General features: G+C 45.5%; 9 protein-coding genes. 5 read left to right on the plus strand and 4 right to left on the minus strand.

Translation table 11 applies throughout. From position 1 onward, the window contains the following. The first annotated feature begins 41 nt into the window (after window positions 1-41). The 3 genes from GXP65_RS20230 (at window position 42) to GXP65_RS20240 (ending at window position 3488) form a co-directional block, all read left to right on the plus strand. Window positions 42-554, plus strand: a complete 513-nt coding sequence (locus GXP65_RS20230) for a hypothetical protein (RefSeq protein ID WP_038891356.1) — start codon at window positions 42-44, stop codon at window positions 552-554. 121 nt (window positions 555-675) lie between these two features. Then, a complete protein-coding gene (panP, locus tag GXP65_RS20235; RefSeq protein WP_162093579.1) occupies window positions 676-2322 on the plus strand; it encodes a pyridoxal-dependent aspartate 1-decarboxylase PanP in 1647 nt (548 codons plus the stop codon). 311 nt (window positions 2323-2633) lie between these two features. Next, a complete protein-coding gene (locus GXP65_RS20240) occupies window positions 2634-3488 on the plus strand; it encodes a MurR/RpiR family transcriptional regulator (RefSeq protein ID WP_005444542.1) in 855 nt (284 codons plus the stop codon). Between the two features lie 78 nt (window positions 3489-3566). Here GXP65_RS20240 and GXP65_RS20245 read toward each other — a convergent pair whose 3' ends face one another. Continuing rightward, window positions 3567-4811: an iron-containing alcohol dehydrogenase gene (locus tag GXP65_RS20245; RefSeq protein WP_045418302.1), complete on the minus strand. Its 1245-nt coding sequence runs from the start codon at window positions 4809-4811 to the stop codon at window positions 3567-3569. 358 nt (window positions 4812-5169) lie between these two features. On the opposite strand from GXP65_RS20245, the gene GXP65_RS20250 reads away from it, so the two are divergent. Next, entirely contained in the window at window positions 5170-5436 is a 267-nt protein-coding gene (locus GXP65_RS20250) for a GrxA family glutaredoxin (RefSeq protein WP_005428550.1), read from the plus strand. 182 nt (window positions 5437-5618) lie between these two features. After that, the gene (locus GXP65_RS20255) at window positions 5619-7301 is read left to right on the plus strand and encodes an aspartate:alanine antiporter (protein WP_045452918.1); all 1683 of its coding nucleotides are present in this window, start codon (window positions 5619-5621) and stop codon (window positions 7299-7301) included. A 116-nt stretch (window positions 7302-7417) separates the two neighbouring features. Here the strand turns inward: GXP65_RS20255 and fabV are convergent, their stop codons facing one another. From fabV to GXP65_RS20270, 3 genes are all read right to left on the minus strand, one after another. Further along, the gene (fabV, locus tag GXP65_RS20260; protein WP_005529200.1) at window positions 7418-8620 is read right to left on the minus strand and encodes an enoyl-ACP reductase FabV; all 1203 of its coding nucleotides are present in this window, start codon (window positions 8618-8620) and stop codon (window positions 7418-7420) included. A 179-nt stretch (window positions 8621-8799) separates the two neighbouring features. After that, the gene (locus GXP65_RS20265) at window positions 8800-11085 is read right to left on the minus strand and encodes an acyl-CoA dehydrogenase (RefSeq protein ID WP_162093580.1); all 2286 of its coding nucleotides are present in this window, start codon (window positions 11083-11085) and stop codon (window positions 8800-8802) included. 69 nt (window positions 11086-11154) lie between these two features. Then, the gene (locus GXP65_RS20270) at window positions 11155-11781 is read right to left on the minus strand and encodes a TetR/AcrR family transcriptional regulator (RefSeq protein WP_038891364.1); all 627 of its coding nucleotides are present in this window, start codon (window positions 11779-11781) and stop codon (window positions 11155-11157) included. Window positions 11782-12326 lie beyond the last annotated feature (545 nt).

Raw genomic sequence — 12326 nt, forward strand, 5'->3', positions numbered from 1 at the left:
CTATTAGGGTTACAAAGGGAATACAACCAAAAGGAATAACAATGAAACGCTTTGTCGTTGCGGCGCTCCTCGCTACAAGCTCAACTTTCACTTTTGCTGCTGATCAGCAATGTCTTGCAAACAAATACGACGGTTACATCGACGCTTCTCTACAGTGGTACCAAGATCTCGTTGACCTAACCGTTACGCAATACCCTGATTTGAAAGAAGTAAGCCAGTGGTTCTTAGAAGGTCGTAAGCACCACTTTGAGCTTAACCGTGAAGCGGTACATTACTTCTTGAAAAATGATCCTAGCCGTGTTGCAACAGAGCAACCTGTCGAAGCATGGCTGAAGCTAGAACAGCACGATGTAAAACAACTGGCGACACGCAGCGATGAACTAGGCCAAGCGGCACAAAAGACGTTCAGCGACCGCCAATCAGCAAACCACCCAAAGAACTATGACCTACGTTCTGCTTTTGCTGACTTATTAAGCCATCCAAAACAGATCGATTCTGCACTTAATAAGTACAATCAATCAATTGCTAAGATTGAAAAGCAGAAGTGTGAATAAACCTCGACTAAGAATTTCATTTCAGCAACATGGGTTTCAATAATTAAAACGGGACTTTGCGCCCGTTTTGGTTTAGATTGTGCCGCTCGCATTACCAAAATAACTACAAAGATTCTTTGCTATGGTTAAGGAACAAAAAACCGCTGACGTTAGCTTCGAGAGCTTGTTAAAGATCTTCACGATTCCTGAAGGTCCAGATTCGACGTTGACCAAAATCGACGAAAGTCTCTCCCAGAACTTGAATCAATTTCTTCGTGAACACATCGTGGCAGAAGAAAAGCCTTTACACGAAATAGAGAAAGACTTTTCTTCTGCTCAGATTCCTGAGCAACCTGAGTTCGTTTCAGACCACACCGAGCACCTGCTTGATACTTTGGTATCTCACTCGGTTCACACTTCTGCACCAAGCTTTATTGGTCACATGACTTCTGCCCTACCGTATTTCTTAATGCCGTTGTCGAAGATCATGATTGCTTTAAACCAAAACTTGGTAAAGATTGAAACTTCGAAAGCATTCACACCACTTGAACGCCAAGTGCTTGGTATGTTGCACCGCCTTATCTACGGACAGGACGATAAGTTCTACGCTAAGTGGATGCACAGTGCGAAGCACTCTCTCGGTGCATTTTGTTCTGGCGGTACCGTCGCCAACATTACTGCGCTTTGGGTTGCACGCAACAAGGCATTAAAAGCGAACGGCGCATTTAAAGGCGTGGAGAAAGAAGGTCTATTCAAAGCCATGAAGCACTATGGCTATGAAGGACTGGCAATTCTGGTTTCAGAGCGTGGCCACTACTCATTAAAGAAAGCCGCTGACGTGCTTGGGCTTGGCCAAGAAGGCTTGGTTGCTGTCAAAACAGATGCGAATAACCGCATTATCGTTGATGACCTTAAAGTGAAAATCGCTGAGCTTGAAGCACAAAACATCAAGCCTATCGCTGTCGTTGGTGTTGCAGGTACAACCGAGACGGGTAGTGTTGATCCTCTGACTCAAATCGCCGAAGTTTGTGCGGAACACAATTGCCATTTTCACGTGGATGCAGCATGGGGTGGAGCTACTCTGATGTCGAATCACCATCGTCACCTGCTTGACGGTGTTGAGCTTGCAGACTCGGTCACCATTGACGCCCACAAACAGCTCTACATCCCAATGGGCGCGGGCATGGTTCTGTTTAAAGATCCAGACGCGATGAAGTCTATCGAGCATCACGCGCAGTATATCTTGCGTAAAGGTTCAAAAGACTTAGGCAGCCACACTCTGGAAGGCTCACGTTCAGGTATGGCGATGCTGGTTTACGCAGCGATGCACATCATCAGCCGCCCTGGTTATGAACTGCTTATCGATCAGAGTATTGCCAAGGCTCGTTACTTTGCTGATCTTATCAACCAGCAGGAAGACTTTGAGTTGGTGTCTGAGCCTGAGCTTTGCCTACTGACCTATCGCTACTTGCCAACTCATATGCGAGCAGCGCTAGAAAAAGCACAAGGTACGCAGAAAGAGAAATTGAACGAGTTGTTAAACCAGCTGACTCAATTTATCCAAAAGCGTCAACGTGAAACAGGTAAATCATTCGTTTCTCGTACTCGACTGAACCCAGACCAATGGCAGCGTATGAACACCATCGTTTTCCGTGTTGTATTAGCCAACCCATTGACTACGAACGATATTCTAAGTGCTGTTCTGGATGAACAACGCGAAATTGCTTTGCAAGCTCCAAGTTTAATGGCGAAGATTGAAGAAACAGTCGAAGACATTCTCAATTCCTAAGCGTCAATGTGAGTTACATCAAATTGAAAATTTCTTTCGTTTTGGTGTAACTCAAACATCATTATTGTGCCACTAGAGCAACAAACCAACTATCCCACATCCAATTCTGTAGTTTTTACAACATTTTGTTTGAGGCTTGTCAAATTCTCACGAAATAGTAACCGTATTTGGTTTAGCCAGATTGAGGATCGGGTTTATACTGATTTTATGGCGCTGGTAGTTTTCGTTAACGCCCCTCTAGACCGAGAAGCCCTTGGGTTTCCACCCGTTAGCAGAGCCAGCGAGTTGTTCTCTATACCCTCGTGAACACTATGAATACATTAGAAAAAATTCAAAAAAATCTGGAGAATTTCAGTAAGTCAGAGCGCAAAGTTGCAGAAGTAATTATGGCGTCTCCACAAACTGCAATTCATTCAAGCATTGCAACGTTAGCGAAAATGGCTGACGTGAGTGAGCCTACTGTAAACCGTTTCTGTCGCCGTCTGGATACCAAAGGTTTCCCGGACTTTAAACTTCACCTTGCGCAAAGCCTTGCCAATGGTACACCTTACGTTAACCGTAACGTGGAAGAAGACGATGGCCCTGATGCCTACACGCACAAGATTTTTGAATCGACAATGGCGTGTTTGGATGTTGCGAAAAACAGCCTTGATGCGATGCAAGTTAACCGTGCGGTTGATCTGTTGACTCAAGCGAAGCGCATCTCATTCTTCGGTCTAGGCGCCTCTTCTTCTGTTGCGCGTGACGCTCAAAACAAGTTTATCCGCTTCAACATTCCAATTACTTGTTTTGAAGACATCGTAATGCAACGCATGAGCTGCATTAACTGCAGTGATAACGACGTGATCGTTCTGATTTCTCATACGGGTCGCACTAAGAGCCAAGTTGAGATTGCGAACCTTGCACGTGAAAACGGTGCAACCGTTATTGCTATCACAGCCAAAGATTCACCGCTAGAGAAAGCAAGCTCACTGGCTATTACTCTAGACGTACCAGAAGACACTGACGTTTACATGCCAATGGCAAGTCGCGTAGTACAAATGACGGTGATCGATGTGCTAGCCACTGGCTTTACTCTGCGCCGTGGCACTGGCTTCCGTGAGAACTTGAAGCGAGTAAAAGACGCGCTGAAAGACAGCCGCTACGACAAGCTGAGTCAATACTAACGAATCGACTTAGTCAGTAATAAAAAATAGAAAGGGGAGCTAAATAGCTCCCCTTTTCGTATCTGGTCAATCGTATTTCTATTGATTCACATCTGAGAGATCAGAACGTGACTCCAACACCTCTACTGAGCTTACATGTTGGCTACCCTCACTCTCGCCCACGCAGGCATCGCTGCAATCACATACTTGGCGAAGAATGTACACCAAACGATCCTGCGTGAGCGGTAATGGGTTGCCTTTGATAGCAACTGACTTAAGTGCATCGTCAGCGACTTGCTCAAACGACGTCTGACACACACCAAATTTTCCAAGCTGAGGTAACTCAAGCTTATCCAGCACCATTCTCACCCAAAGTACGCCGTCATGCTCGTTGGCATTGGTTCTTTCCGTGACGAGTTGCGCCAATCGCTTGTAACGGCTTATTACGTCGCTGCGCCCTGCCCTTTTTGCAGCATTGATGTTTTCTTGCATAACATGAGGAGCCAAACGCGCGGTAATGACACTGTGAGGAGCATCAAGCTTGCCACCCAATGCAGAAGCTAAACCGTGCGCAGCGCCTAGCTTAGCGTTGGTGATGGCCATTCCACCCAAAAGTGCTGCAAAAGAAAGGTCTGCTCTGGCTTTGTGACTGTCTTGCTTACACCCTGCAATGACCGAACGGCTTAAACGACGCAACCCTTCCTCACACACCATGTCAGTGAGCGGATTAGGATCACCACATACGTAAGCTTCCATAAGGTGAGTGAACGCATCCATCGCGCCGCGACCAGAGGTATATTGATCAGTGCCATAGGTTAACGTTGGATCGACTATCGCTACATCAGCAAGCATTTCCGGGCTTCTTAAACTGACCTTCACTTGATCTTGCCCCGACTTAAGCACCGCATTTCTGGTCACTTCAGATCCAGTACTTGCTGTCGTAGGAATTGCAATAAAATGAATCGGTTTGGTTTTTAAAGGTACGTTTCGCCCAACCACTTCGACGTAATCATAGACATCACCTTGGTTGGGGATGATAGCGGCAAGTGCTTTGCCCATATCAATGACACTGCCCCCACCAATTGCAATGACCATGTCCGGCTGAAACTTGCGCCCAAGCACGGCAGTTTCTTCCACCATGGTGATATTAGGTTCGCCATTAATGGCGACATGCTGATAACGCATGTTCTGCGCTTTTAGATAATTAATGATAGGTGTGGCTCGTTGCGTATCTTTACCCGTGACCAGTAAAACGCTGTAGCCAAATTGATTGATTACAGACAGCGAAGATTGGAGCGCCCCCTCGCCGAAGATAATCCGTGTCGCAGTCATAAACTGAAACATACACTTCCTCCCCAAACAACAACTCACACTAGAGTGCTATGCTTTCAGCAAAAAAAAGTTGACCGAGTGCACCTTGCCGCCATTAACCCTACATTAAGTATGTTTTTATGCGTCACTTCACATACTTAACACGCCATTTAAACGATTAAGAATTGCCCTCAAAAGTGACTTTTCTTGGCTATAAGCTTAGTGCGCGTTCAGTTTTTATACGATAGATTTCACCTATCGAGACAAGAGGTAATTGCTACTTTATTTCCGTAACTGGATCGGGCATAGTTATCTCAACAAATGAAGGCGTGTACCGACATGAAGTCTAGTGTCGCTTTCTACAAGAAGAGATTTTAGGAGAAATAAGATTATGTTCGTAGTTATCTTTGGTCGCCCAGCTTGTCCATTCTGTGTTCGTGCAAAAGAGCACGCAGAAACGCTAAAAGCAAAACGTGATGACTTCAACTACCGTTACGTAGATATCCACGCTGAAGGCATTTCTAAAGCTGACCTAGAGAAAACAGTTGGTAAGCCAGTAGAAACTGTTCCTCAAATCTTCATCGACCAAACGCACATCGGTGGTTGTGATGACTTTGAAGCTTACGCAAAAGAGCACCTAGGTCTGTTCGACGAGTAATTCAAATTACTGATTTTTTAAAGCCGCTATTAGCGGCTTTTTTATTATCTTTCCAAATTAGAATTCCCCTACGTCAAGTAATAGTAAAACCTAAAAAATTTCACTTATCTTTTTTCCATATTTAGTTACAATTCGAAATTCTTAACTATTTTATTTGGCACACACCTTACCCGAGCCACGCAGTGAACATAGACGTCGTACACCTTCTCGAACAAAACCCCATTCTTCTAATCTTCGTCGTATTAGCAATTGGCCTTGCCATTGGTAAAATTCGCTTTGGAAAGTTGCAGTTAGGCAATTCTATTGGCGTTCTCATTACTTCTCTCGTAATGGGCCATCTTGGCTTTTCTTTTAATGCAGAGGCCTTAACCATCGGCTTTATGCTCTTTATCTACTGTGTAGGTATTGAAGCTGGGCCTAACTTCTTCGGCATTTTTTTCCGAGACGGTAAACATTACTTTATTCTAAGTATGACCGTATTAGTCTCTGCGGTAGGTCTTACCTACTTTTGCAGCCACTATATGGGCCTTGATTTTGGTTTATCTGCCGGCATGATGGCGGGCGCTCTTACCGCTACGCCTGTTCTGGTAGGTGCACAAGATGCATTAAACTCTGGTCTTGCAACCATTCCGCGTAATATGGATTTTTCTTTGGTATTAGAAAATCTATCCGTCGGTTACGCGATGGCTTATCTGGTAGGTTTGATCAGTATGATCATGTTCGCCAAACTGCTGCCAAAGCTGCAAAAGCAAAACCTATCGGATTCAGCGCAACAGATCGCACAAGAGCGTGGACTTGGTAACTCTAGCCAACGTAAGGTGTACCTGCCGATTATCCGTGCGTACCGTGTTGGCCCTGAGCTGATTGACTGGACAGATGGTAAGAACCTTCGTGAGCTGGGCATTTACCGCCAGACAGGTTGTTACATAGAACGTATTCGTCGTAACGGCATTCTGGCCCACCCAGATGGTGACGCAATCCTACAAGAAGGTGACGAAATCGCTCTAGTAGGTTTCCCAGACAGCCACGCACGTCTTGACCCAAGTTTCCGTAACGGCAAAGAAGTATTCGACCGTAACCTACTTGACCTTCGAATTGTCGAAGAAGAGATCGTGGTTAAAAGCGATGCGATTGCTGGTAAGCGTCTATCTGATTTGAACCTATCGGAATTCGGCTGTTTCTTGAACCGCGTAGTACGTGCTCAAATTGAAATGCCGATGGATTTAGACATTGTTCTCGCTAAAGGTGATGTACTTCAGGTGAGTGGTGAAAAGAGTCGTGTTCATGGCCTTGCTGAGAAAATCGGTTTCATCTCGATCCACAGCCAAATGGCAGACTTACTCGCGTTTTGTAGCTTCTTTATTCTGGGCATTATGTTTGGCTTGGTGACCATGACGTTTGGTCAAGTGTCATTCAGCTTAGGTAACGCAGTCGGCCTATTACTTTCTGGCATCACACTGGGCTTCCTACGAGCAAACCACCCGACTTTTGGTTATGTTCCACAGGGGGCACTGAACATGGTCAAAGACTTAGGCCTGATGTTCTTTATGGTCGGAATTGGTTTGAGCGCTGGTGGTAAGATTTTTGAGCACCTTTCACAAGTCGGTCCGCAGATCATCGGTTTGGCGTTTATCGTCAGCGTTGTGCCTGTCGTGCTTGCTTACCTAGTTGGCGCTTACGTACTTAAGATGAACCGTGCGCTACTCTTTGGTGCCATCATCGGTGCGCGTACATGTGCTCCAGCAATGGACGTAGTGAACGAATACGCGAAGTCGACAATCCCTGCTCTGGGTTATGCAGGCACGTACGCGATTGCCAATATCTTGATGACGCTGGCAGGTACTATCCTGATAATTCTAAGCTAAAACCTTTGAATGAGCGTTGCTGTTTGGTTTTAGGTAGCGCTCATGATTCAACACAAGGCATTGAGACACAAAAAAGGCGCTCTATTGAGCGCCTTTTTTAATTCCGTTAGAAACGATTAGATTTGAGTGAAATCTGTTTCTACTGCTGGGTTCACGTCTGCTTCGTAATCCACACCGTCAACACCGAAGCCGAATAGCTTCAAGAACTCTTCTTTGTACTCAACGTAGTCAGTTAGCTCTTTTAGGTTTTCAGACGTGATCTGTGGCCATAGGTCACGACAGTGTTGTTGGATATCTTCGCGCAGTTCCCAATCATCCAGACGTAGACGGTTCACTTCATCTACTTCTGCAGCGCTGCCGTCTTCTTTGTAAAGACGCTGGCTGAACATACGGAAGATCTGCTCCATACAACCTTCATGTACGCCTTCTTCACGCATTTTCTTGAATACCATTGCGATGTATAGAGGCATAACAGGAATTGCAGAACTTGCTTGAGTCACAACAGACTTAAGTACCGCTACGTTTGCGCTACCGCCAGTTGCAGATAGTTTCTCGTTCAGTGCTGCTGATGCACGATCAAGGTCCATTTTCGCTTTACCTAGAGCGCCATCCCAGTAGATAGGCCAAGTTAGCTCAGTACCGATGTAGCTGTATGCGACTGTTTTGCAACCATCTGCTAGCACGCCAGCGTCTGATAGTGCGTTAATCCATAATTCCCAGTCTTCACCGCCCATTACGGTTACTGTGTCTTGGATTTCTTGCTCAGTTGCAGGCTCTACGCTTGCTTCGATGATGACGTCTTTGTTGGTATCAACAGCCGTTGACGTGTAAGTCTCACCGATAGGCTTAAGTGCTGAACGGATCAGTTCACCCGTCTCTGGCATTTTACGTACTGGAGAAGCCAGTGAGTAAACCACCATATCTACCTGACCAAGGTCTTCTTTAATCAGATCGATTGTTTTCTGTTTTGCTTCATTTGAGAAAGCGTCGCCGTTTAGGCTTTTCGCGTACAGACCTTCTTCACGAGCTAGCTTCTCGAAAGCAGCCGCGTTGTAAAAACCTGCTGTACCTGGCTTCTTCTCTGTGCCTTCTTTTTCGAAGAAAACACCGATAGTTGAAGCGCCGCCACCAAATGCCGCAGCGATACGAGAAGATAGGCCGTAGCCACTTGATGCACCCACAACAAGAACGCGTTTTGGTGCGTTTTTAATTGGGCCTTGTGCTTTAGTGTAAGCAATTTGTTCTTTTACGTTAGCTTCACAACCCACTGGGTGCGTAGTAGTACAGATAAATCCACGAATTCTAGGTTTGATGATCATATTCAACTTCCTTTAAAAAACGTTGCTAGGATAAAAGGTTCAGCCCTACTTCGCACCTAATTTCTGTAAAAATGCTGCGAAAATGCAAGTGGTTGGAGCACTCAACAGAAAAACCTAAAGGCTCAAACACAAAAAAGCACCTCAATTGAGGTGCTTCTCTCATTTTATACTCAAACGCTTCATGCTGCTGAGTTCAGGTGCGATTTCTTCGTCGTCACGTTGGTGCGAACTTCTGAGAAATCGTGACTAAAGTGGTCGACTTGAATCGCTTTGTAGCGCAACTTATCTGCCGCCATGATTTGGTCGATTTCTTGCTCTGTCAGCACCTCGGCTTCAAACGCTTGCTGTAGGCGGTCATGCAATAGACCTTTACGCGCTACTTTGCCATCTTTTGCAGCTTTCATCAGTTTACGCTCAAGAGGCTTCACATCGTACATCGCTAAGAATGCACGTTCCATTAGGCCAACGCTGTCGTCTTCCTCTTTGCCGATGTAGCACAGATGAGTCAGTCGGTCACGTTGAGCGCCTGGTGTCATCATCGCTTCTGCTAGGCTCACACATAGCTCGTCGCTTGGCGCATTGAAGTGGTTACCCAATGGGAACAACAAGCCTTTTAGAACGCCACCTACGTATTTCACAGGGAAGTTCGAGTAAGCCTCATTCAACGCCTTCGAAGCATTGTATAAACAGTGTTGTACTGCATAATGTACAAAGTTCAAATCACCCTGCTGACGACCTTCATCTTCATACTTCTTGAGTGCAGCAGAAGCCATGTACAAGTAGCTTAAGCCATCACCAAGGCGTGCAGAAATCATTTCTTTGCGCTTCAGGTCACCACCTAGAGTCAACATTGCGAAGTCTGCACTCACTGCCAGCGCGCGGCTGAGGCGAGTAATATCTTTATAGTATTGCTGCGTCGGCCCGCTCATGTGTGCTTTCACGAAGCGAGAACCAGTCAACGCTGCACCCAATGCGCCAAAGGTGTTACCCATTGCGTGTTTGATATGTTTGAACAGCAGATCATCAAACTCTTTCGCGCCCTCTTTCGGATCAGGATTGGCCGCCGCTTCCATCTCTTTCAGAACGTATGGGTGACAACGTGTTGCACCCTGACCGAAGATCATTAGGTTACGAGTCAGAATGTTTGCACCTTCAACCGTAATCGCGACCGGAATACCTAGATAGTGTTTTGCTAGGTAGTTCATTGGACCGTCTTGAATAGCACGACCAGCATGGATATCGAAAGAGTCATTTAGGATAGTACGAGCGATTTCCGTCATGTGGTATTTCGCAATCGCAGTTACAATGCCTGGCTTCTCCTTCATATCCAGAGAAGTGGTGGTTAGCGTTCGAGTCGCTTCTAGTAGGTAAGTTAAACCACCAATGCGCCCCATCGCCTCTGCAACACCTTCAAACTTACCAATCGACATACCAAACTGCTTACGAACATAAGCATAAGCGCCAGTTGTGCGTGTTGTTAGGTGGCCAATCGCTGTGCCTAGTGCAGGAAGGGAAATGCCTCGTCCAGCCGATAGACATTCCACCAACATACGCCAACCTTTGCCAGCGTATTCGGAGCCACCGATCAACCAATCCATTGGAATAAACACATCGTTACCGCGTGTTGGGCCGTTCATGAATGCAGAACCCAGTGGGTCGTGACGCTCACCAATTTCGACACCTTCGTGATCAGCAGGAATTAGCGCACAAGTGATACCCACGTCTTTCTTATCACCAAGTAGACCATCAGGGTCTTGAAGCTTAAACGCTAGACCAAGAACCGTAGCTACAGGTGCTAGAGTGATGTAACGCTTGTTCCAGCTAACACGGATACCTAGAACTTCTTCACCTTCATGCATGCCATAACACACAACACCTTGGTCTGGGATACCACCAGCGTCCGAGCCCGCTTCAGGACCAGTAAGGGCAAAACATGGAATATCCGTACCGTCTGCAAGACGCGGCAGCCAATAATCTTTTTGATCTTGAGTACCATAGTGAGAAAGCAGCTCACCCGGACCAAGAGAGTTTGGAACCATCACTGAAACCGCAGCACTGATACTGCGCGTTGCAATGCGAGAAACGATGGTTGAGTTAGCCAGCGCTGAAAACTCTCGGCCACCGTACTCTTTTGAAATGATCAGCGAGAAGAAACGCTCCTTGCGTAAAAACTCCCATACTTCTGGTGGAAGATCTCGATCGTCTTTCACGATCTTTTGGTCATCCAGCATTTCTAGTAGCGTTTCTAGCTCATTGTCCATGAAGGCTTGCTCTTCAGACGTTAGCGCAGGCTTCGGATAATGATGTAGCGTTGTAAAGTTTGGTTTGCCTGAGAATAGCTCAGCGTCCCACCATACACTGCCCGCTTCCATTGCTTCTTTTTCAGTACTCGACAATGGAGGCAATACTTTCTTAAACATTTTAAATGCTGGGTCACTAATCCATTTTCTTCGTAGAGAGCTCATAGTTCAGATCCTTTTGTTCACGTCACCGCTAGCGGCTTTAACTTATCTTTATTATTGATTTAATATGCTTTACTTTGCCGACATGCCAGCCGACAAGTATGGAATCAAAAGGTCGACGACAGACTTAACATCAACCTCTTTTTCAAACTTACTTTCTGCAATTTCTGTTAACGCTTGGCTTGATGCCATAGTGAAAACACAAGTGCCTAATGTGAAGTGTAATCGCCAGAACAATTGTTCTTCGGTTAATTCTGGGTTCGCTTTCATGATGGAGAACATGAACAAGCTCATCACTTCTTCATATCTTGTACTGATAAACCAGCGTAAATGACCTTGTACGTCGGTGTAGCCTCGACCAATCAGTAACATAAACAATGCCGTACCGTTCGGTCTTACCTCATTCAAAGATCTTAGCGGTAGACGCAACGATTCAAACACTTCATCCATGTTGTAGCTATCACGTGTGTTTAGCTCGATTAACGACGTCTTAATGCTTGGCATTAGCGCTTCTAGGTAACGGTCTAGTACTGCCCTTACAAGCGTTTTCTTGTCGCCAAAGTGGTAGTTAACCGAAGCCAGGTTTACGTTTGCCTTACCAGTAATGGTTCGTAGTGATGTGTCATTGAAGCCGTATTCTGCAAATAGTCCTTCTGCTACATCGAGTATTTTTTCTTTTGTTGTACTTCTCGGGGCCATTTCAATCACTCGTATTAAACAACTGTTTGAAAATATACTCCCGAAACCTGAGATTAACAAATGATTAACATCACATTTTCACGCATTGGTCTGACCAGAAAGAAAAGTGGCGCTTTAAGAGAATGAATTTAAAGCGAATATTATTTTGTGAAAAAAACTTCTAAAAAAAATGGAACTGTTTGGAATTAGCCCGGTCTGAATTACTGTAACAACTAGGGCATTTAAAGTTTTTCAGGCCGTCAAACTTGTTTCTATCTAGTTGCTACATTGCTGCTTTTTCTTATTAACTCCTATGTTTGTATCCGCCCAGACACTTTTTAGTCTGGGCTTTTTTTCGCCTGTCATTTGAACTCCCCTTTGGATGAGCTTTGTATTGTGCTTAGCAAACTTCGCCAACCTACAGATACAAAAAAGCCTCCCAGTCGGGCTGTCTCTTGATCACAAGTCTAGTGATCAAGAGACATTGCGAGTTCGTAGCCCTCAAGGATGGTTTGTAGTTTAAACCATCCTTCCCAAAGCACCTTTATTGAAGCTCTACCCGTCCT

The sequence above is a fragment of the Vibrio sp. LB10LO1 genome, from assembly GCF_010092875.1.
Classification (GTDB): Bacteria; Pseudomonadota; Gammaproteobacteria; order Enterobacterales; family Vibrionaceae; genus Vibrio; species Vibrio campbellii.